The organism is Variovorax sp. PBS-H4 (genome assembly GCF_901827205.1).
Lineage (GTDB): Bacteria > Pseudomonadota > Gammaproteobacteria > Burkholderiales > Burkholderiaceae_C > Variovorax.
Genome location: NZ_LR594675.1, coordinates 5,631,035 through 5,651,928 on the forward strand (window position 1 = coordinate 5,631,035; position 20,894 = coordinate 5,651,928).

At 62.5% G+C, this 20,894-nt stretch carries 15 protein-coding genes, 2 tRNA genes and 2 rRNA genes; 4 read left to right on the forward strand and 15 right to left on the reverse strand.

All coding sequences use genetic code 11. The annotated features are described in order from the left end of the window. Nucleotides 1-11 precede the first annotated feature (11 nt). The 10 genes from E5CHR_RS26920 to E5CHR_RS26965 form a co-directional block, all read right to left on the reverse strand. On the reverse strand, nt 12-767 hold the full coding sequence (locus tag E5CHR_RS26920) for a lysophospholipid acyltransferase family protein (RefSeq protein ID WP_162582819.1): 756 nt from the start codon (nt 765-767) through the stop codon (nt 12-14). Next, nucleotides 767-1,342: a D-glycero-beta-D-manno-heptose 1,7-bisphosphate 7-phosphatase gene (gene gmhB / locus E5CHR_RS26925; RefSeq protein ID WP_162582821.1), complete on the reverse strand. Its 576-nt coding sequence runs from the start codon at nt 1,340-1,342 to the stop codon at nt 767-769. Before gmhB ends, E5CHR_RS26920 begins: the two co-directional genes overlap by 1 nt. Nucleotides 1,343-1,348: 6 nt before the next feature. After that, nucleotides 1,349-3,502, reverse strand: a complete 2,154-nt coding sequence (glyS, locus tag E5CHR_RS26930) for a glycine--tRNA ligase subunit beta (protein WP_162582823.1) — start codon at nt 3,500-3,502, stop codon at nt 1,349-1,351. Nucleotides 3,503-3,505: 3 nt separating this feature from the next. Beyond that, on the reverse strand, nt 3,506-4,411 hold the full coding sequence (gene glyQ / locus E5CHR_RS26935; protein WP_162582824.1) for a glycine--tRNA ligase subunit alpha: 906 nt from the start codon (nt 4,409-4,411) through the stop codon (nt 3,506-3,508). A gap of 122 nt (nt 4,412-4,533) precedes the next feature. Next, nucleotides 4,534-5,604 (reverse strand): type II asparaginase, encoded by a 1,071-nt coding sequence (locus tag E5CHR_RS26940; protein ID WP_162582826.1) that lies wholly within the window; start codon nt 5,602-5,604, stop codon nt 4,534-4,536. 141 nt (nt 5,605-5,745) lie between these two features. Next, complete coding sequence (locus tag E5CHR_RS26945; RefSeq protein WP_162582828.1) at nt 5,746-6,957, reverse strand: MFS transporter; 1,212 nt, start codon at nt 6,955-6,957, stop codon at nt 5,746-5,748. 23 nt (nt 6,958-6,980) lie between these two features. Continuing rightward, entirely contained in the window at nt 6,981-8,555 is a 1,575-nt protein-coding gene (gene lnt / locus E5CHR_RS26950) for an apolipoprotein N-acyltransferase (protein ID WP_162582830.1), read from the reverse strand. Then, nucleotides 8,552-9,430, reverse strand: a complete 879-nt coding sequence (locus tag E5CHR_RS26955) for an HlyC/CorC family transporter (RefSeq protein WP_162582832.1) — start codon at nt 9,428-9,430, stop codon at nt 8,552-8,554. Before E5CHR_RS26955 ends, lnt begins: the two co-directional genes overlap by 4 nt. 88 nt (nt 9,431-9,518) lie before the next feature. After that, nucleotides 9,519-10,244, reverse strand: coding sequence for a GNAT family N-acetyltransferase (locus E5CHR_RS26960; protein WP_162582834.1), 726 nt, complete (start codon nt 10,242-10,244; stop codon nt 9,519-9,521). A 110-nt stretch (nt 10,245-10,354) separates the two neighbouring features. Beyond that, nucleotides 10,355-10,828 carry an Lrp/AsnC family transcriptional regulator gene (locus E5CHR_RS26965; RefSeq protein ID WP_068684561.1) on the reverse strand — a complete coding sequence of 158 codons (474 nt, stop codon included), beginning with the start codon at nt 10,826-10,828 and terminating at the stop codon, nt 10,355-10,357. 159 nt (nt 10,829-10,987) lie between these two features. Here E5CHR_RS26965 and hppD point away from each other — a divergent pair, with 159 nt between their 5' ends. The 3 genes from hppD to phhA are packed head-to-tail and all read left to right on the forward strand — an operon-like array spanning nt 10,988 to nt 13,838. After that, nucleotides 10,988-12,115 carry a 4-hydroxyphenylpyruvate dioxygenase gene (gene hppD, locus E5CHR_RS26970; protein ID WP_162582837.1) on the forward strand — a complete coding sequence of 376 codons (1,128 nt, stop codon included), beginning with the start codon at nt 10,988-10,990 and terminating at the stop codon, nt 12,113-12,115. 27 nt (nt 12,116-12,142) lie between these two features. Beyond that, nucleotides 12,143-12,949, forward strand: coding sequence for a transporter substrate-binding domain-containing protein (locus tag E5CHR_RS26975; protein ID WP_162582839.1), 807 nt, complete (start codon nt 12,143-12,145; stop codon nt 12,947-12,949). Between the two features lie 19 nt (nt 12,950-12,968). Beyond that, nucleotides 12,969-13,838, forward strand: a complete 870-nt coding sequence (gene phhA / locus E5CHR_RS26980; protein WP_162582841.1) for a phenylalanine 4-monooxygenase — start codon at nt 12,969-12,971, stop codon at nt 13,836-13,838. 11 nt (nt 13,839-13,849) lie between these two features. On the opposite strand, the gene E5CHR_RS26985 is transcribed toward phhA, so the two are convergent. Beyond that, nucleotides 13,850-14,737, reverse strand: coding sequence for an alpha/beta fold hydrolase (locus tag E5CHR_RS26985; RefSeq protein ID WP_162582843.1), 888 nt, complete (start codon nt 14,735-14,737; stop codon nt 13,850-13,852). A 103-nt stretch (nt 14,738-14,840) separates the two neighbouring features. On the opposite strand from E5CHR_RS26985, the gene E5CHR_RS26990 reads away from it, so the two are divergent. Further along, the gene (locus E5CHR_RS26990) at nt 14,841-16,532 is read left to right on the forward strand and encodes an AMP-binding protein (RefSeq protein WP_162582844.1); all 1,692 of its coding nucleotides are present in this window, start codon (nt 14,841-14,843) and stop codon (nt 16,530-16,532) included. A gap of 733 nt (nt 16,533-17,265) precedes the next feature. On the opposite strand, the gene rrf is transcribed toward E5CHR_RS26990, so the two are convergent. From rrf to E5CHR_RS27010, 4 genes are all read right to left on the reverse strand, one after another. Beyond that, nucleotides 17,266-17,378 (reverse strand): 5S ribosomal RNA (gene rrf, locus E5CHR_RS26995). Nucleotides 17,379-17,495: 117 nt separating this feature from the next. After that, a 23S ribosomal RNA gene (locus E5CHR_RS27000) occupies nt 17,496-20,366 on the reverse strand. 313 nt (nt 20,367-20,679) lie between these two features. After that, a tRNA-Ala gene (locus E5CHR_RS27005) sits at nt 20,680-20,755 on the reverse strand. A 28-nt stretch (nt 20,756-20,783) separates the two neighbouring features. Then, nucleotides 20,784-20,860: transfer RNA gene (locus E5CHR_RS27010), tRNA-Ile, on the reverse strand. Nucleotides 20,861-20,894 lie beyond the last annotated feature (34 nt).

The following is a 20,894-nucleotide window of genomic DNA, read 5'->3' on the forward strand; positions in this document are numbered from 1 at the left end:
GATGCCCGTCCTCAGGCCGACACCGTCTCCGCCGAGACGTAGGCCTCGGGGTCGAGCCGGCGCATCTCGCCTTCGATCCATGCCTCGACCTCTCGCATCAGCTCGTCGGGCCTGCGTCCGACGCTGGAGATCGCCGGACCGATGGAGACATCCACGACGCCGGGTCGCTTGATGAAGGCCTTGCGCGGCCAGACCTTGGCCGAGGTCACTGCAACGGGAACCACCGGCACGCCGGTCTCGCAGGCCAGCCGCGTGCCGCCGGTCTTGTAGATGCCCTGCTGCCCGCGCGGGATGCGGGTGCCCTCCGGAAACATGATGATCCAGATGCCCTGGGCCAGCAGCGCGCGGCCCTGCGCGACCACCTTGTTGAAGGCCTGGGTGCGCTGGCTGCGGTCGATATGGATCATGTCCAGCCGCGCCATGGCCCAGCCGAAGAAGGGCACGTAGATCAGTTCCTTCTTGAAGACATAGGCCAGCGGATGCGGCATCAAGGTCGGCATCAGGAAGGTCTCGAAAGTCGACTGGTGCTTGACCAGCAGGACGCAGCCCGCGAGCTGGTCCTTCGGCAGGTTCTCCATGCCGGTGACGCGCGTCTGGATGCCCAGCAGCACACGGGCACCGCCGATCGCCCAGCCGAGCCAGCGCGCCGCCATCCAGTACAGCGGGATGCCGCGCTTCCAGAGCGAGCTGACCACCATGATGATTCCCCACGGCACCACGGTGACGAGCATCCACAGCGCATGGACGACGGAACGGAGGAAGGACATCACACGGCCAGGTTGAGTGCGTTGCGCTCTTCGCGCTCCAGCAGGAAGTCGACGAAGGCCGCCAGGTCGTCGTGCACGCGCGTGTTCGGCGGGTATTCGGGCGGCAGCGGCACGCCGCGGCAGGCCGCGCCCATGCCGGTCAGCAGCAGGTGCGGCTCGCAGCCCGCGGCCGCGCCAGCCTGCATGTCGCGCAGGCTGTCGCCGGCAGCCGGCACGTTGGCGAGATCCACGCCATAGCGCTCGGCGATCTGCAGGAAGAGGCCGGGCTTGGGCTTGCGGCATTCGCAGTTCTCGTCGGGGCTGTGCGGGCAATAGAACACGGCATCGATGCGCCCGCCAACGGCCGCCAGCATCTTGTGCATCTTGGCGTGCATGGCGTTGAGGGATGCCACGTCGAAGAGCCCGCGGCCGAGTCCGGACTGGTTGGAGGCGATCACCACGTGCCATCCCGCATGGTTGAGCCGCGCCACTGCCTCGAGCGCGCCGGGCAGCGGCGTCCACTCGATGTCGCTCTTGACGAAGTCCTCGCGGTGCACGTTGAGCGTGCCGTTGCGGTCGAGGATGACGATTTTCATCATCGTTCAGGCGGCCAGCCGCTCCAGCTGCGCCACCCGGTTCATGGCCCGATGCAGCAGCATCAGCAGCCCCAGCCGGTTGAGCCGCAGGTCGGACTGCTCGGCGTTGACCATCACGTCATCGAAGAAGGCGTCGACCGGCCCGCGAAGCGCAGCCAGTGTCTGCAGCGAGGCTGTGTAGTCGCCGGCATCGAACTGCGCATTGGCCGTGGGCAAGACCTTCTGCATGGCGGCGTGCAGCGCCTTCTCGGCGGGCTCTTTCAGCAGCAGCTCGCTCACATGCGCATCGGCCTCGGGCGACTTCTTGAGGATGTTGCCGATGCGCTTGTTGGCCGCGGCCAGCGCGGGCGCCTCGGGCAGGGCCGCGAAGGCGCGCACGGCCGCCAGCAGCTTGGGCACTTCGCCCAGCCGCTGCGGCGCGGGGGCCAGCACCGCCTCGACCTCCTGCGCGCTGGCGCCCTGCTCGCGCAGGCTTCCGGCCAGGCGGTCGTAGATGAAGGCTTCGAGTGCGAGGGTCGGATCGGTCAGTGGATGGTCGGCGGCCTTGGGCGCGTTGAAGGCCGCATAGGCCTGCACGATCAGCTTGCGCAGGTCGAGCGGCAGGTGACGTTCGGTCAGCATGCGGATCACACCCAGCGCATGGCGGCGCAGCGCGAACGGGTCGCGGTCGCCGGTCGGCAGGTTGCCGATGCCGAACATGCCCACCAGCGTCTCGAGCTTGTCGGCCAGTGCGGCCACGATGCCGACCGGGCCACGCGGCAACGCGTCGCCGGCGAAGCGGGGCTTGTAGTGGTCCTCGATCGCATCGGCGACGGCAGGGTCGAGACCGTCGTGCAGCGCGTAGTACCGGCCCATGACACCCTGCAGCTCGGGGAACTCACCGACCATGTCGGTCACCAGGTCGGCCTTGGCGAGCTGGGCCGCCTGCACGGCCCGGGGGGCCAGCGTCGGGTCGCTCGACGCCGCGCCCAGCTGCTCACCGATGGCGTGCGCGATGCGCATCACGCGCCCGACGCGCTCGCCCTGCGTACCGAGCTTGTTGTGATAGATCACCTTGCCCAGCGACTCGACGCGCGAAGCGAGCGACTTCTTGCGGTCCTGGTCGAAGAAGAATTTGGCATCGGCCAGGCGCGGACGCACCACGCGCTCATTGCCTCCGACCACCGCGCTGGCGTCGGCCGGCCGGATGTTGCTGACCACCAGGAACTTGTGGGTGAGTCGCCCGGCGGCATCGAGGAGCGGAAAGTACTTCTGATTGGCCTTCATCGTGAGGATGAGGCATTCCTGGGGCACGCCGAGGAACTCGCGCTCGAACTCGCAGACCAGCACGTTGGGGCGCTCGACCAGTGCGGTGACCTCGTCGAGCAGCGCCTCGTCGTGGATCGGCTGCATGCCGACGCCCGCCGACAGTGCGGCCTCGGCCAGCTGGCGCGCGATCTCGAAGCGGCGCGTCTCGAAGCCGGCGATCACGGCGCCTTCTTCCTCCAGCTGCACCGCATAGCTGTTGGCATCGCGCAGCACGATCGGGTCGCGCTGGGCCTCGAAACGATGGCCATGGGTCTCGCGCCCGGCCCGGAGGCCCAACGCTTCGACCGGTACCACGCCATCGCCATGCAGTGCGACGAGCCCGTGCGCCGGACGCACGAAGCTCACGCTGGTCCAGCCGGGCAGCGCGCTGCCGGCTTCGAGCTGGTAGCTCATGACCTTGGGGATGGGCAGCTTCGCGATGGCTTCGGCCAGCGCCTTCTGCAGCCCTTCGGCCAGCGTCGCGCCCTTGGCGCTGCTGTCGAAGAACAGGGCCTCGGCCTTGCCGTCCATCGCGCGGCGCAGGCCCGGCACGGCAGCCGCATCGGCGCCCAGGGACGCCAGCTTCTTGAGCAGTGCCGGCGTCGGCTGGCCGGCGGCATCGAGCCCCACGGCCACCGGCATCAGCTTCTGCGATACCGCGCGGTCGGCGGCCTGGGCGCCGACGTTGGTGATGTGTGCCGCCAGCCGCCGAGGGGATGCATAGGCTGTCAGAACCGAGCTCACGTCGGCCAGGCCCTGGGCCACCAACTGGTCGCGCAGCACGCCGGCAAAGGCATCGCCCAGCTTCTTGAGTGCCTTCGGGGGCAGCTCTTCGACGAACAGTTCGACGAGCAGGTTGTTCTTGGTGCTCATCGCTCAGGCCACCTTCTTCGTCATCTCGGCCACCCACTCGCGCGGCGCCATCGGGAAGCCGAGGCGTTCACGGCTTTCGTAGTAGCTCTGCGCCACGCTGCGCGCAAGATTGCGGATGCGGCCGATATATGCCGCTCGCTCGGTCACGCTGATGGCGCCGCGCGCGTCCAGCAGGTTGAAGCTGTGGGCCGCCTTGAGCACTTGCTCGTACGCCGGCAGCGCGAGCTTCTGCTCCATCAGGTGCTTGGCTTGCTTCTCGTGCGCGGCGAAGGCGGTGAACAGGAAGTCCGCGTCGCTGTGCTCGAAGTTGTAGGTCGACTGCTCGACCTCGTTCTGGTGGTACACGTCCCCATAGCTGATGCCGGGTGCCCATTCCAGATCGAAGATGCTTTCCTTGCCCTGGATGTACATGGCCAGGCGTTCGAGGCCGTAGGTGATCTCACCGCTGATGGGCCGGCAGTCGATGCCGCCGACCTGCTGGAAGTAGGTGAACTGCGTGACTTCCATGCCGTTGAGCCAGACCTCCCAGCCCAGGCCCCAGGCGCCCAGCGTGGGATTTTCCCAGTCGTCCTCGACGAAGCGGATGTCGTTCTTCTTCAGATCGAAGCCCAGTGCCTCGAGCGAGCCCAGGTAGAGCTCGAGAATGTTGGCCGGAGCCGGCTTCAGCACGACCTGGTACTGATAGTAGTGCTGCAGCCGGTTGGGGTTTTCGCCGTATCGACCGTCCTTGGGCCGACGGCTGGGCTGCACATAGGCGGCCTTCCAGGGCTCGGGGCCGAGCGCGCGCAGGAAAGTCGCGGTGTGCGAGGTGCCGGCCCCCACCTCCATGTCGTAAGGTTGCAGCAGCGCACAGCCCTGGGCGTCCCAGTAGGCCTGCAGCTTGAGAATGATTTGTTGGAAGGTGAGCATCTTGGGGTGGTGGCTGTTCGATTCCTCGACAGCGAACCGGCCATTTTAAGAGCGGCCGGACGGACAACGGCCGCAGGGCTTGCGCCGCTGCGGCCGTCGCGTGAAGCGGGAGGCCCCGGGGTTCAATACTCCCAGAAGATCCTTTGCAGTTCCTTCGGGTCGTTGGTCCTCGTCAAGGCCACCATCGCGAGGATGCGGGCCTTCTGCGGCTTCAGGTCATGCGCCGCCACCCAGTCGTACTTGTCGTCGGGCTGCTCGGCGTTGCGCAGCACGAAGCCGTCGGGCACGCGCGAGCTGCGGATGATCTGCACGCCCTCGCCGCGCAGCTTCTGCAGCACGGGCACGATGCGGTCCGCCACCGAGCCGTTGCCGGTGCCGGCGTGGACCAGCGCCTTCACGCCGCTCTTGGCGAGCGCATCGATCGCGGTGGAAGGCACGCTGCCGTAGCCGTACACGATGTCGACCGCGGGCAGGGTCGTGATTTCGTCGATGTTGAATTCCGACTGGATGGTGTGGCGCTTCACCGGCGCGCGAAACCAGTAGTTCTTGCCTTCGACGATCATGCCCAGCGGGCCCCACTGGCTCTTGAAGGCCTCCGTCTTGATGTTGACCGTCTTGCTGACGTCGCGTCCGCTCTGGATCTCGTCGTTCATGGTCACCAGCACGCCCTTGCCGGCCGCGTCCTTGCTGGCGGCCACGTTGACCGCGTCGTACAGGTTGAGCGCGCCATCGGCCGACAGCGCGGTTCCAGGGCGCATCGAGCCGACCACCACGATCGGCTTGGAGGTGCGCACAACCAGCGTGAGGAAGTAGGCGGTCTCCTCCAGCGTGTCGGTGCCGTGGGTGACGACGATGCCATCGACGTCGGCCTGCTTGGCAAGCGCCGAGACGCGCTTCGCCAGCACCATCAGGTTGTCGTTGGTGAAACTCTCGGAGGCGATCTGGAACACCTGCTCGCCGCGCACGTTGGCGACCTTGGAGATCTCGGGCAGGCCGGCGATCAGCTTGTCGACCGGCACCTTGGCGGCGGCATAGGTGGCGCTGTTGGCAGCCGACGCGCCGGCGCCGGCGATGGTGCCGCCGGTCGCGAGGATGACGACATTGGGCAGGCTCTGCTGGGCATGGGCGATGGCGGCGGCGGCGGTCAGCGCCGCAGCGGCCGCGAAGGCCCGGAAGCGGGAGGCAAAGAACATGGAGGGCTCCTGTTGGCGTGAAGGATTTCACGCGGCGCTGGGGACGATAGCGGAAGCGCAAGCAGCCGTCATGCCCCGGGAATGCTTCCTGCGCATGGGCCGATGCCGGCGAGGCGATTCAGCGGCTGCCGGCGGCATCCTTCACCGGCCTCGGGACCGCCCGGCGGCCGTCCGCGGGAGCGGCAGTTTCATGGCCAGCAGCGCGGCGGATGCCGACAAGGCGAGTGCCGCGGAGAGCCAGAGCGCGCCGGCACCCCAACGCTCGAGCGCAAGCCCGAACAGGAAGGGCGCACCGGCCTGCACGATCCGCGCAGGCACCATCAGCAGGCCTTGCCGCTGGCCATAGCCCTGCGGTCCGAAGACCAGCAGGGGCAGCGTTCCGATGGCGATGGTCAGGATGCCATTGCCCAGGCCATGCAGCACCGCGAAGGCGGTGGCGGCCTGCATCCCGAACAAGCCCAGGCACAAGGCCCCGAGCGGATGGGCCAGCGTGGCCAGCCGCGCTGACAGCAGGGGGTGTGCGCGTTTGAGCAGGCTGAACTCGATCAGCCGGCCGGCCACTTGCGCGGGGCCCACCAGCGCTGCGATCGACACGGCCAGGACCAGTGTCGCCCCTCCGGCAACGAGCAAGCGCGGCAGGTGCGCGGCCATAGCGGTGCTGACGAACCAACTCACGGCGAAGACGTAGGCCATGATCCAGCCCGCGCGGCGCTGCTCGGCCGGGGTCAGGACCGCGGCTCGGCCCTGCTCGGCCATGCCGTCCTGAGCCTGGATGGCGTGCGCGGACGGTGGTGGCGGCAACAATGCATTGAGCGGCAGGCCCAGCACCAAGTGCAGGCCAGCCCACGCCAGACAGGCTCCCCGCCATCCGGCGACCTCCTCGAGCAGGGCGGACAGCGGCCATCCCACCGTGCTCGCGAGACCCCCCAGCAGCGTGATGCCGGTGATGACGCCACGCGCATTGCGCCCGTGCAAGCGCACGGCGGTCGCGAACGCGGCTTCGTACAACCCGCTGCCCATCCCTGCGCCGAGCAGCACCCATGCAGCGAAGACGTGCACCACATGGCTCGACAGCGCGAGCCCCGCCAGGCCTGCCGCGAACAGCAGGTTGCTCGCGACCAGCACCGGGCGGCCGCCGAAACGATCGATGGCGCGCCCCGCCCACGGCCCGGTCGCAGCCGACACGAGCAGCGCCACGGAGAAGGCGCCGAAGATCGTGGAAGACGAAACCTTGAGCTCGGCTCCCATGGACCCGGCGAGGACCGCCGGGAGGTAGTACGAGGACGCCCAGGCGAGCGTCTGCGCCACGCCGAGCATCAACGTGGTGGTGCGGCGGCCGACGAGCGTGTTCATGCGCTTCGAGCCGCTTGCCTCTTTCAAGCCGGGGAGCCTGCGCGGCCGGACGGTCGCCGCACGAAGAAGGACGCAGCCGCGACGATGGCGATCGCCATGCCCCACAACGGCCACAGCCCGAAGCGCGAGACCCACCATGCGTAGGGCGTGATCCCTGCGCGGCCTTCGACCGACGCGGCCAGCACGCCACGCGTGAGACGCGGCAGCGCGTGCGTGACGCGGCCACGATGATCGATCACCGCGGTGGCGCCCGTGTTGGTGGCACGCACCATCGGCCTTTGGAATTCGAGCGCACGCATGCGCGAAATGGCGAGGTGCTGGTCGATTGCCAGCGTATCGCCGAACCAGGCGATGTTGCTCACGTTGAGCAGGATCGTGGGCGCGCTTGCCTCTTCGCGGAAGTTGGCGCCGATCTCGTCGCCGAACAGGTCCTCGTAGCAGATGTTGGGCGCGATGCGCTGCCCTTGCCAGTCCAGCGGCGGCTGCGCGAGGCCGCCGCTCTGAAAGTCGCCGAGCGGAATGTTCATCATGTCGGTGAACCACCGGAACAAGCCAGGTACGAATTCGCCGAAGGGCACGAGGTGGTGCTTGTCGTACCGGTAAGGTGCGCTGCGCCCGGGCCCGAAGCCGAGCACGGTGTTGGTGTAGACGCGGCCATTGCCCAGCGGCAGGCCGACGATCGCAGTCTGGGAGCCGTTCGTGTAGCGCGCCGAGATGGCTTCGAGGTAACCGGGCGGCAGTTGTGAAGGCAGCAGCGGCAGCGCGGTTTCGGGCGTGATCACCAGCGGGGCCGTGGCGCGCAGCAGTTGCTCTCCGTACCACTGCAGCGCAGTGGCGATCCCGCCGCCGGGAATGAACTTCTCGTCCTGCGGGATATTGCCTTGCAGCAGCGCCACGTCGATGCGGCCGCGCGAGCGCGCCGCCTCATCGGGTGTGCCGTGCACGGCGGCGAAGAGCGCAGGTGCCGCCAGGAGGATCAGGGCCACGCCGAGATCACGCACTCGCGTGCCGGCTCGCGCGGTGCGCAACGCGGCTGCTGCGAGCGTCGCGATCGCGGCAGCGGCCGCGCCGACGCCATACGTACCCAGCCATGGTGCATAAGCTGCGAGCGGACCATCGACGTGGGCGTAACCGCCGGCGCCCCAGGGGAACCCTGTGAACAGGCTGTTGCGCAACAGCTCAGCCAAAGTCCAGGCAGCGGCGAACAGGAGCACGGCGCCCGTCCGATGCACAGGTGCGAATGCGACATAAATGGCCGCGGCAGCCCCGTAGTACAGCGACAGGGCCGCCGACAGTGCCAGCACGGCCATCGCGGCCAGCGGTGCAGCGAGCCCGCCGTAGGTGTGCATCGAGACGAAGAGCCACCAGAAGGTGCCGCACAGCCAAGCCGTCGAGAATACCCAGCCGTAGAGCACCGCACTGCGCCACGAGCGCCGCGGCTCGGTGCGATCCCTAAGTGCGTCGAGCTGCCAGACCAGCGCGGCCAGCGAAAGCAGTTGAAGCCACCACAAGGGCTGGCCGTTCCAGGGAGCCGCGATCGATACCGCCTGGGCGAGCCCTGCGAATCCGAGGCCCAGCGCGCGCACCGGCGTTTTCAATCGCCCGCGTCGTCGCCGCGGGCTGGCGAGACCTTGAACCAGCGCACGGCGCCGCCCTTCGTGTGGAGCACGACGAAGTCGAAGGCACCCAGCGCATAGTGCTCGCCGCGCTTGGGGACATGGCCCATTTCGTGCGCGATCAGGCCTCCGATGGTGTCGAAGTCCTCGTTCAGCATCTCCTCGTCGAAAACGATGCCGAAGGCCTCGCCCACACGCTCGATGGGTGTGTCGCCCGAGACGCGGTAGGTGCGGTCGGCCAGGCCGAAAATGTCGCCCTCGTCCTCGGCGATGTCGAATTCGTCTTCGATTTCGCCGACGATCTGCTCAAGGACGTCCTCGATGGTGATGAGCCCGGCAACGCGGCCGAACTCGTCGATCACGATCGCCAGGTGGTTGCGGTTTCCCCGAAATTCACGCAGCAGATCGTTCAGGCCTTTGCTCTCGGGCACGAAGGTGGCGGGACGCAGCAGCGCTCGAATGTTGAGCCCGGGCGCGCGCTGCAGCTTGAGCAGGTCCTTCGCGAGCAGGATGCCGATGATGTTTTCCTTCTCGCCCTCGTAGACCGGAAAGCGCGAATGCGCCGTGTCGATCACCAGGTTGAGCAGCGACTCGTACGGCGCATCGATGTTGACCAGGTCCATCCGCGGCGCCGCAACCATTACGTCGCCGGCGCTCATGTCCGCCATGCGCAGGACGCCTTCGAGCATGACGCGAGACTCGGCGCCGATCACGTCGTTGTCTTCGGCGTCGGCGAGGGTTTCGATCAGCTCGTCGCGCGAGTCTGGGCCGGGATGAATGAACTCGGCCAGTTTCTGCAGGAAACTGCGCTTGTCCTCGCGTTCAACGGGTGCGCGGTCGGGGTGAGGGTCAGCCACTGCGGGAGGGCGAAGTTGGGGAATCGCAAGGATACCGGAATGGACCGGCCCCGCGGGGCTCCGCTGGTCGCCTGCGGCTACCGGGTAATCAAGGGGCGGACTGCTCGCGCGCGGCGCGAACGCCGCTACGGATCTCCTGCAGAGTGGCCAGCAAGGCCCAGAACTGCTTGGCACGTGTCTTCAGCTGGAAATCGACCTCGGCGTAGTGCTCGAGTGCGATCTCGCTCATGCGGCTGTCGAACGTGGCATTAGGCAATTGCAGATGGGCTTCGGATTCGGAGCCGCTGCGCACCACCGTGGCACCGGCATTGCGCGCAATCTTGAGCATGGCCGTGTTCTCGCTCAGCGCGTGGATGAAGAGCATGCCCACGCCCTCGTTGCGCGCGATCACGGCCGCACGCTCGAACAGGCGGGCGCCATAGCCGCGGCCGCGTGCATGCTCCGCGACGGAGACGCCGAACTCGGCGCAATCCTTGAGCTGATCGTCCGGGGCAAAAGCGAGGTGCGCCATCGCGATGAGGTCGAGGCGGCGGTTATAGATGCCGAAGAGCTCGTCCCGATCGAAATCGAGGCCGTCGACATAGCGCTGGATTTGCTCGTCGGACGCGGCGTAGCCGAAGCGCAGGTAACGGTCGTGAGGCCCCAGCGCGAGCAGATGCTGCGCAATGCGATCACGCTCGCGCGGCCCGATGGAGCGGATCGGCACCATCACGGGGGCGGGCGCGGCGGAGCGCGGCTGGGCTTCAACCATGGGCGCTTTCAGAAAGGAGCCGATGCCGAGTGAGGCTTTGAGAAGTGCCTTGGCGGTATGCATGGCTCCAATATAAGGGTTTTCCCCTAAACGACACCGTTGTAGGGACTAAAAAGTAATTCATAAGATTACGTTGACGCCAACGTGGCGTAGCGAGCATTCGTTCGTCTCTGTTATATCGGCACCGCAGTGGTGGCCTTCACCCGATCCAGGACAAAGCTGGTCTTGCAGTCTTCCACGCTGGGGTGCTTGAGCAGCGTGTCCATGATGAAACGGCTGTAGTGCGCCATATCGGCGACCACCACACGCAATAAATAGTCCATTTCCCCCGTCAACGCTGCGCATTCCACTACCTCTGGCCAGGTCTGGACACTGGCTCGGAACAGATCCATGGGGTTGCGCTTGTGCGTTTCGGTGTGCTTCTCGAGACGGACATTCAGGTATGCAGTGAGACCGAGCCCCACCGCTTCGGGCTTCACCAGCGCAACGTAGCGGTCGATGACGCCGCTCTCTTCCAGCCTCCGGACCCTCCGCAGCACCGCGCTCGGCGAAAGGCTGACCTTTTCGGCGAGTTGGTCGTAAGTGGCCCGGCCGTCGCTCTGGAGAGTGCGCAAGATGAGTCTATCCAGCTTGTCGAGTGCGTCCATTTCTTCATTTTCGCAGTTTTTATGCGTTTTCAAGGTGGCTCGTGCCTGATTACGCTTAAATCATGACGACCGGCGCTTTTACAGTTCAACACCTGCCCAGCGCGACCGCGGGCGCCACACTGAATAACCCCCTTTACCCCTCTTTCTGGAGACGCCCCCATGAGCACTGCCGACGCACCCGCCTTCACCCCGTGGGACAACCCCATGGGCACGGACGGCTTCGAGTTCATCGAATACGCTGCCCCTGATCCGGCCGCCATGGGCCAGGTCTTCGAGCGCATGGGCTTCAAGGCCGTGGCCAAGCATCGCCACAAGAACGTGCTGCTGTATCGCCAGGGCACGATCAATTTCATCGTGAATGCGGAGCCGGACTCCTTCGCCCAGCGCTTCGCGCGTCAGCACGGACCCAGCGTCTGCGCCATCGCGTTCCGCGTGCAAGACGCCAAGGCCGCCTACGAACGCGCGACCTCGCTCGGCGCCTGGGGTTTTGCCGACAAGGCCGGGCCTGGTGAACTGAACATCCCTGCGATCAAGGGCATCGGCGACAGCCTGATCTACCTGGTCGACCGCTGGCGCGGCAAGAACGGCGCGCAGCCGGGCGACATCGGCAACATCGGGTTCTACGACGTCGACTTCGAAGCCCTGCCCGGCCTGACGGCGCAGCAGGCGCTCGCGCCCGAAGGCAACGGCCTGACATACATCGACCACCTGACCCACAACGTGCACCGCGGCCGCATGAACGAGTGGGCCGACTTCTACGAGCGCCTGTTCAACTTCCGCGAGATCAAGTACTTCGACATCGAGGGCCAGGTGACGGGCGTGAAGAGCAAGGCGATGACCAGCCCGTGCGGCAAGATCCGCATCCCGATCAACGAGGAAGGGAAGGAGCAGCCTGGCCAGATCCAGGAGTACCTGGACCTGTATCGCGGGGAAGGCATTCAGCATATCGCAATGGGTTCGGACGATCTGTACAAGACGGTCGATGCGCTGCGCGCCAACGGCGTCAAGCTGCTCGACACCATCGACACCTACTACGAACTGGTGGACAAGCGCATCCCGGGCCACGGCGAAAGCGTGGAGGAACTTCACGAGCGCAAGATCCTGATCGATGGCAAGAAGGACGCCTTGCTGCTGCAGATCTTCAGCGAGAACCAGTTAGGACCGATCTTCTTCGAGTTCATCCAGCGCAAAGGAGACGACGGCTTCGGCAACGGCAACTTCAAGGCCCTGTTCGAGAGCATCGAGCTCGACCAGATACGCCGCGGCGTCGTGAGCGCCGCACAATAGTTGCTCCATCAGATACAGGAGCAAGGAATGCGCCCCAGCTTTTTGATTCGCTGTTCATCGATCGCGGCTGCGGTCATCGTCCTCGGTGCCTGCGCAACGAATGCGCAGCAGCAGCCGCAGGCCGGGGCCGCTTCACATCTCGATGCAGTGCAGAAGGCAGGCGTGCTGCGCATCTGCACGCCGGGCGACTACAAGCCCTTCAGCTTCCAGAAGGCCGATGCGAGCTACGAGGGGATTGACGTCGAGTTGATGACGAGCTTCGGCAGCAGCCTCAATGCGAAGCCGGAATGGGTCAAGACGACCTGGGCCAACCTGCTGCCCGACCTCGCTGCCGGCAAGTGCGACCTCGCCGTGGGCGGGGTCTCGGTGACCACCGAGCGACAAAAGCGGGCCTTTTTCAGCGCGCCTTACATGATCAACGGCAAGACGCCGCTTGCGCGTTGCGCCGATGTCGCCAAATATCAAAGCGTCGCCGCCATCGACACGCCCGAGGTGCGAGTGATCTTCAATCCTGGCGGCAGCAACGAGCGCTTTGCGCGTGCCAACTTCAAGCGAGCCCGGCTCACGCAGCACGGCGAGAACGTCACGATCTTCGACGAGATCCTGGCGAACCGTGCCGATGTCTTCGTGACGGAAGCAGCCGAGGCCATCACGCAGCAGAAGCTGCGGCCTGGCCTGTGCGCCATCAATCCTGACAAGCCGCTTCAGTACGGCGAAATGGCTTGGATGCTGCCGCGCGACGACGTGGCATTCAAGGCTTACGTCGACCAGTGGCTGCACCTGGCACGAGCGGGCGGCGAGTTCCAGCGCGTGATGGACCGTTGGCTCAAGTAACCATCTTTCGGAGCATTCCATGGAGACGCCTTCAGGTGCAGTCATGCCCGCGGTCTACGGCGATTCGGACCGGCCACCGCGCGGCAACTATTCGCGCGGCGGCGCGGTGCTCGCCGACTACACCTGCCCGCAGGACTGGGCCAGCTACACACCGGCCGATCACGACACCTACCGGCGTCTCTATGAACGGCAGGCCGCGCAGTTGCCTGGGTTGGCGTGCAACACGTTCATCGAATCACTGCCGCTGCTAGGCATCAAAGACCGTATTCCGCGCTTCGACGAGATCAATGAACGGCTCTACAAGGCGACCCGCTGGGAGATCGTGGCGGTTCCGGGATTGATTCCAGAACTACCCTTCTTCACGCTGTTGGCAAATCGCAAGTTTCCTGTCACGGACTGGATCCGCAAACCGGAGGAGTTTGACTACATCGTCGAACCGGACGTGTTCCACGATCTGTTCGGTCATGTTCCCATGCTCTTCGACCCCACGTTTGCCGACTACGTGCAGCGCTACGGGCGAGGTGGCATGAAGGCGCACGACCTCGACGCGGGCGAGAAGCTGGCGCGGCTCTACTGGTACACGGTCGAGTTCGGGCTTATTCGTCAGCCCGAAGGTTTGCGCGCCTACGGCGCCGGCATCCTGAGTTCGGTGGGCGAGTTGAAGCATGCGGTGCGCAGCACGGAGCCGCTCCGCTTGCCACTCGATCTGCTGCGAGCCATGCGCACGCGCTACAAGATCGACACCTACCAGCGCAACTACTTCGTGATCGACACCTTCACTCAACTCTTCGACCTCACGGCGCCGGACTTCACGCCGCTTTATCAGGCGCTCTCCCGGCAACCCGACATCGAGGCTGGTGTGCTGCTGCCGGGCGAGTCCTCTTGGTAAGCGACGGCTCTTCATTCGTCAAGCAGTGCGAGTGTCTGCTGCCGCAGGCTTGACACAAATGCCATTTCCACATGCCCCCGCCCTGGCACGAGCCGGTTGTCTGCGGCAGGTAGCGTGGCCGAAGAGGTCGGAAACACGATGTTGTCACAGTTCGAATACCAGCAAGTGAACGGCACCTCATGTGCGCTAGTGCAGGCGCTTTCCATTTGCCGGATCCATTCGCCATCTGTTCGCATCTGACGCCCGTTTGCCGAATGGCCAAAACGTGCCATCCAAGTGCCTCGGTGGGGCGTGCCGATCGTGACGATACGACGCACTCGCGCCGGGTTGGCGGTGCGCAGCCAGGCTCTCGCGGCCAAGCCGCCCATGCTATGGCAAATCAGGACCGGCGGGAGTCCGGTGGCTGCGGTCACACGCAAGATCGCCTCGTCCAGTACCGCCACATAGTGATCGATGGAGCCGAAGAGGGGTTCGAGATCGACGGCAATGAAAGCGTGTTCCGCCGCACGAAGTTGCCGAAGCCAGGGATTCCAGAACCCGCGATTGCACATGAAACCGTGGAGCAGCACTACGCCGCGATGTCCGTTGTTCATGGGCAAATAGTCGGCAACTGCTCGTGAGCGGAACGGCTGTTGCCAGCAGAACACCTTCAACGCCGCCCAGCTCTCGACGACCCACGCTCGCGCGCACTGGCTTGCAGTAGCCTGTCCCAATGGGTCTTGCCTGCTGACGCGATAGCCCGCAATAAACTCCAACGCCAGGAAAGCTGCGTGGGCCGAGCTCAAGACCAGTAAACCGCTCAGAGCCACGCTGGGCGCGCGCGACCACCAGCTGCCCGTCCATGCAGCAGCGGCCAGCAGCCAAGCCAATACGATGCATTGTTGAAGGCGCGCGACCATGCGGTTGACTATCGCATGCGCGACATGGTCCGGCGCGATCCTGGGACAAGCCCCCTGGTGATGACGCCCGGCTCGCTTCGACAATCCCCGGAAAGGAGTTCGCATGCAATCTGCCGTCTTGAAGAACTATCCGCCGGGCATGCCGCATGAGGTGAATCCCGAGCAATACCGTTCGCTCGCTCACATGTTCGAGGAGTCGTTCGCGCGCTACGCAAAGCGTCCCTTCTCGGTCTGCATGGAAAAGTGGATGAGCTACGCGGAACTCGACAACTTATCCGGGGCGCTTGGGGCCTGGCTCCAGGCGCGCGGGCTCGCAGCGGGAGCTCGGGTGGCCATCATGCTGCCCAACGTGCCTCAATTCGCAGTCACCATGGCGGGGGTGCTGCGTGCCGGCTATACCTGTGTCAATGTCAATCCGCTATACACCGCACGCGAGCTGGAGCACCAGCTGAAGGATTCCGGTGCAACGGCGATCGTTATTCTCGAAAACTTTGCGGCAACACTCGAACACGTCATTGAGCAGACCGAGCTCAAGCACGTAGTCATTGCTTCGATGGGTGACCTGCTGGGAACCCTTCGAGGCCCCTGGATCACGCTCGCGGTACGGCATCTCGCGAAGATGGTGCCGCCCTACAAGCTCCCGCTCGACAAGGGCCGCACCGTTATCGAATTTTCGAAGATGATCGCTGAAGGCGAGCGACTCAAGCTCGCGCCCGACACGAGCACGCTCGACTCTGTCGCCTTTCTGCAATACACAGGAGGCACCACAGGGCTGTCAAAAGGTGCCGTGCTGACGCATCGCAACATCATCGCTGCTACGCTTCAGGCGGAGGCATGGTTCATGCCGGCTCTTGAGCGCGCAGGCGACACGTCCAAGGTCAACAGTATTGCAGCTCTACCGCTCTATCACATCTTCGCGCTGACGCTGTGTCTTCTTGCGATTCGCCTGGGATCGCATCTCACGCTGATCCCCAATCCTCGTGATATCGACAAGTTCATCGCCGTGCTCAAGAAGAGGCCCTTTCATATGCTGCCGGCGGTGAACACGCTGTTCAATGCGTTGCTGGTGCATCCAGAGTTCAAGACCGTGGACTTCTCCACACTTGTCGTTTCCCAGGCCGGAGGGATGGCGGCATCCGAAGGCACGGCCCGCAAGTGGTTCGAGACCACAGGCTGCCCGATGATCGAAGGCTGGGGCATGAGCGAGACCTGCGCGATAGGAACGAACAACCCAGTTTCAAACACCGTGTTCACGGGCACCATCGGCCTACCCCTGCCAGGCATCGAGGTCTCGATCAAGGATGACGAAGGCCGCTCGCTGCCAGTCGGCGAGGCGGGCGAGCTCTGCATCAAGGGGCCCAACGTAATGACCGGTTACTACAACCAGCCTGCCGAAAGTGCGGCGGCATTCACGATCGACGGCTTCATGCGAACCGGAGACATTGCCATCATGCAGGAGGACGGCTACAGCCGGATCGTCGACCGCAAGAAGGACATGATCCTCGTGAGCGGCTTCAACGTATTTCCAAACGAACTCGAGAACGTGATCTCGTTGTGCCCCGGCGTGATCGAATGCGCGGCGATCGGAGTACCCGACGAAAAGCAGGGCGAGGCGATCAAGGTGTTCGTGGTTCGCAAAGATCTCACCCTGACCGAGGATGCCGTGGCGCGCTACTGTGCCAATGAGTTGACCGGGTACAAGCGGCCCAAGCACATTGAGTTCCGGGATAGCCTGCCGAAGACGAATGTCGGAAAAATCCTTCGGCGCCAGCTTCGCACGGACACTACGGCTTGAGTGCCTACTTGCGGGCGCGGTTGTCGATTGCTGGGTGTTGTGAGACGCAGTCGGCTGACTCATCTTGACGAAGGGCCGCGGCCCGCCTCGAGCTTCCCAATGTCAGTCGGCTGCCAGCGTGCGCAAGATGATGATCTCCCTCAGAAGAATGGCTCCGGCCCTATCAGCTCGGGACCGAGCGTCGCGACCATGAACAAGCGACCGTCGACAAACTCACGCACGCGATTGTCGTGCCCAAGCCGTTGAATTCGCGGAAACTTTCAACGCTGAGCAGAAGAGCTTGCTGAAAAGGCCCATCGACTCTGACCAACAGCGATGGAACGTGAGCTGGAGAAACTCGCGGCTTGGCCGTTTGTGCAGCGTGATAAGCAGCAGTTCAAGCGCGAGGCAATGCGCGCACAAGGCCGGGCCGGGAGATCTGCTACGAGCCAGACAGCATCACCCGTGCCTGCGACTGTACCCCCCAACGCATGGGCGAGGATGTGGCCGAGAGGCTCGAGTGGAGACCCGTGTGCACGGCAAGCATCGTGGGCACGAGGTGCCAAGCGCTGGTGCAAGCGCCCGTAGCCCGCACCATCATTTTTCCGCCCCTTGATACGATGAAGCGTGTCAACGGCTGCCTGGGTTGAAGCTGTAGTTGATGGCGTTGGCGAGCGACAGGGGTGCGGGCAAAGGGGCGGGCTAAAACAAAAAAGCCCAACCATTGCTGGTTGGGCTTTTCGTGGCTGTAAGAGCCTGACGATGACCTACTTTCACACGGGAACCCGCACTATCATCGGCGCTGAGGCGTTTCACTGTCCTGTTCGGGATGGGAAGGAGTGGGACCACCTCGCTATGGTCATCAGGCATAAAGGGTAGCCATCTTGGTGTTGAGGTCAAGATGGCGAATTCATAGAGTTAAATCAGCTTGGTATTTGACTGCGTCACTTGGCATAACACCTTGATCAGGGAGATCAAAGTTATAGGGTCAAGCCGCACGAGCAATTAGTATCGGTTAGCTTAACGCATTACTGCGCTTCCACACCCGACCTATCAACGTCCTGGTCTAGAACGACTCTTCAGGGGGCTCGAGGCCCCGGCAGATCTCATCTTGAAACGAGTTTCCCGCTTAGATGCTTTCAGCGGTTATCTCTTCCACACTTAGCTACTCGGCAATGCCACTGGCGTGACAACCGATACACCAGAGGTGTGTCCACTCCGGTCCTCTCGTACTAGGAGCAGGCTTCCTCAAATCTGCAGCGCCCACGGAAGATAGGGACCAAACTGTCTCACGACGTTTTAAACCCAGCTCACGTACCTCTTTAAATGGCGAACAGCCATACCCTTGGGACCGGCTACAGCCCCAGGATGAGATGAGCCGACATCGAGGTGCCAAACACCGCCGTCGATATGAACTCTTGGGCGGTATCAGCCTGTTATCCCCAGAGTACCTTTTATCCGTTGAGCGATGGCCCTTCCATACAGAACCACCGGATCACTATGTCCTGCTTTCGCATCTGCTCGACTTGTCAGTCTCGCAGTTAAGCACGCTTATGCCATTGCACTATCGTCACGATGTCCGACCGTAACTAGCGTACCTTCGAACTCCTCCGTTACGCTTTGGGAGGAGACCGCCCCAGTCAAACTGCCTACCATGCACTGTCCCCGATCCAGATGATGGACCTAGGTTAGAACCTCAAACACACCAGGGTGGTATTTCAACGTTGGCTCCATGCAATCTAGCGACTGCACTTCAAAGCCTCCCACCTATCCTACACAGATCTGTTCAAAGTCCAATACAAAGCTACAGTAAAGGTTCATGGGGTCTTTCCGTCTTTCCGCGGGGAGATTGCATCATCACAAACATTTCAACTTCGCTGAGTCTCAGGAGGAGACAGTGTGGCCATCGTTACGCCATTCGTGCAGGTCGGAACTTACCCGACAAGGAATTTCGCTACCTTAGGACCGTTATAGTTACGGCCGCCGTTTACTGGGACTTCAATCAAGAGCTTGCACCCCATCATTTAATCTTCCAGCACCGGGCAGGCGTCACACCCTATACGTCCACTTTCGTGTTTGCAGAGTGCTGTGTTTTTAATAAACAGTCGCAGCCACCGATTTTTTGCAACCCTTTCATGCTCCGTTGTTCACTTCACACTAATAGGGCACACCTTCTTCCGAAGTTACGGTGTCAATTTGCCGAGTTCCTTCTCCTGAGTTCTCTCAAGCGCCTTAGAATACTCATCTCGCGCACCAGTGTCGGTTTGCGGTACGGTCGTGTACAGCTGAAGCTTAGTGGCTTTTCCTGGAACCTCGTTCAGTCACTTCACCAGCAAGCTGGCTCGATCGTTGGCCTCGGTATATGTGCGCCGGATTTGCCTAACGCACGCCTACTTCCAACTAAACCGGGATATCCAACACCCGGATGACCTATTAAGATCCGTCCCCACATCGCACTACACATCGGTACAGGAATATTGACCTGTTTCCCATCAGCTACGCATCTCTGCCTCGCCTTAGGGGCCGACTCACTCTACGCCGATGAACGTTGCGTAGAAAACCTTGCGCTTACGGCGAGGGGGCTTTTCACCCCCTTTAACGCTACTCATGTCAGCATTCGCACTTCTGATACCTCCAGCACGCTTTACAACGCACCTTCACAGGCTTACAGAACGCTCTCCTACCACGCACAGTAAACTGTGCATCCGCAGCTTCGGTAACTGGCTTAGCCCCGTTACATCTTCCGCGCAGGACGACTCGATCAGTGAGCTATTACGCTTTCTTTAAATGATGGCTGCTTCTAAGCCAACATCCTGACTGTTTTAGCCTTCCCACTTCGTTTCCCACTTAGCCAATTTTAGGGACCTTAGCTGGCGGTCTGGGTTGTTTCCCTCTTGAGTCCGGACGTTAGCACCCGGTGCTCTGTCTCCCAAGCTGTACTCGTCGGTATTCGGAGTTTGCCTTGGTTTGGTAAGTCGCCATGACCCCCTAGCCAAAACAGTGCTCTACCCCCGACGGTAATACTTGAGGCACTACCTAAATAGTTTTCGGAGAGAACCAGCTATTTCCAAGTTTGTTTAGCCTTTCACCCCTATCCACAGCTCATCCGCTAGTTTTGCAACACTAGTCGGTTCGGACCTCCAGTACCTGTTACGGCACCTTCATCCTGGCCATGGATAGATCACTTGGTTTCGGGTCTACACCCAGCGACTAGACGCCCTATTCGGACTCGATTTCTCTACGGCTTCCCTATTCGGTTAACCTTGCCACTGAATGTAAGTCGCTGACCCATTATACAAAAGGTACGCCGTCACCCTTGCGGGCTCCGACTTTTTGTAAGCATGCGGTTTCAGGATCTATTTCACTCCCCTCCCGGGGTTCTTTTCGCCTTTCCCTCACGGTACTAGTTCACTATCGGTCGATGATGAGTATTTAGCCTTGGAGGATGGTCCCCCCATCTTCAGACAGGATTTCTCGTGTCCCGCCCTACTTTTCGTCAGCTCAGTACCACACAAATCTTTTCACGTACGGGGCTGTCACCCACTATGGCCGGCCTTTCCAAGCCGTTCCGTTAAGTTCTGTGCTATCACTAACAGGCTCTTCCGATTTCGCTCGCCACTACTTTCGGAATCTCGGTTGATGTCTTTTCCTCGAGCTACTGAGATGTTTCAGTTCACCCGGTTCGCCTCGTTACCCTATGTATTCAGATAACGATACCTTTCGGTGGGTTTCCCCATTCGGAAATCTCCGGATCAAAGCTAATTTGCCAGCTCCCCGAAGCTTATCGCAGGCTATCACGTCCTTCGTCGCCTATCATCGCCAAGGCATCCACCACATGCTCTTATTCACTTGACCCTATAACTTTGACGTTTCTTCACAGAAACCAAAGCCCATCAAGGAATTTGTCAGGTCTTTCACCTGACGCGTTATGCCGTCTTTAATTCGAATTGCTTCGAAGTAAAGTTCGTTTTGACGCAATCAAAAATTCTTGTTGCCGATGGCACGGTCCGCACCAAACCTTTACGAATATGCGGTTTCCATCAGCAACGCTGATTCGACTCTATGAATTTTTAAAGAACAGCCGATTGATCGAACAATTTCGATCAACAACAAAGAGGCCTCGCACTCGCGCACAAAGCCGCTTTGGTGTTGAAGATTATCAGAATGGTGGTGGAGGATGACGGGATCGAACCGACGACCCCCTGCTTGCAAAGCAGGTGCTCTCCCAGCTGAGCTAATCCCCCGATGTCCTCTCACTTGGATATCAGAAGATGGTGGGTCTAGTTGGGCTCGAACCAACGACCCCCGCCTTATCAAGACGGTGCTCTAACCAGCTGAGCTACAGACCCATGGCCGATACAAATCGACCTCTTCCAACAACCG

Excerpts from the sequence above, each read along its gene's own strand:
- E5CHR_RS26920 (WP_162582819.1), bottom strand. The coding sequence starts at position 767 with ATGTCCTTCCTCCGTTCCGTCGTCCATGCGCTGTGGATGCTCGTCACC.
- gmhB (WP_162582821.1), bottom strand. The coding sequence starts at position 1,342 with ATGAAAATCGTCATCCTCGACCGCAACGGCACGCTCAACGTGCACCGC.
- glyS (WP_162582823.1), bottom strand. The coding sequence starts at position 3,502 with ATGAGCACCAAGAACAACCTGCTCGTCGAACTGTTCGTCGAAGAGCTG.
- glyQ (WP_162582824.1), bottom strand. The coding sequence starts at position 4,411 with ATGCTCACCTTCCAACAAATCATTCTCAAGCTGCAGGCCTACTGGGAC.
- E5CHR_RS26940 (WP_162582826.1), bottom strand. The coding sequence starts at position 5,604 with ATGTTCTTTGCCTCCCGCTTCCGGGCCTTCGCGGCCGCTGCGGCGCTG.
- E5CHR_RS26945 (WP_162582828.1), bottom strand. The coding sequence starts at position 6,957 with ATGAACACGCTCGTCGGCCGCCGCACCACCACGTTGATGCTCGGCGTG.
- E5CHR_RS26960 (WP_162582834.1), bottom strand. The coding sequence starts at position 10,244 with ATGCATACCGCCAAGGCACTTCTCAAAGCCTCACTCGGCATCGGCTCC.
- E5CHR_RS26965 (WP_068684561.1), bottom strand. The coding sequence starts at position 10,828 with ATGGACGCACTCGACAAGCTGGATAGACTCATCTTGCGCACTCTCCAG.
- hppD (WP_162582837.1), top strand. The coding sequence starts at position 10,988 with ATGAGCACTGCCGACGCACCCGCCTTCACCCCGTGGGACAACCCCATG.
- E5CHR_RS26975 (WP_162582839.1), top strand. The coding sequence starts at position 12,143 with ATGCGCCCCAGCTTTTTGATTCGCTGTTCATCGATCGCGGCTGCGGTC.
- phhA (WP_162582841.1), top strand. The coding sequence starts at position 12,969 with ATGGAGACGCCTTCAGGTGCAGTCATGCCCGCGGTCTACGGCGATTCG.
- E5CHR_RS26985 (WP_162582843.1), bottom strand. The coding sequence starts at position 14,737 with ATGGTCGCGCGCCTTCAACAATGCATCGTATTGGCTTGGCTGCTGGCC.
- E5CHR_RS26990 (WP_162582844.1), top strand. The coding sequence starts at position 14,841 with ATGCAATCTGCCGTCTTGAAGAACTATCCGCCGGGCATGCCGCATGAG.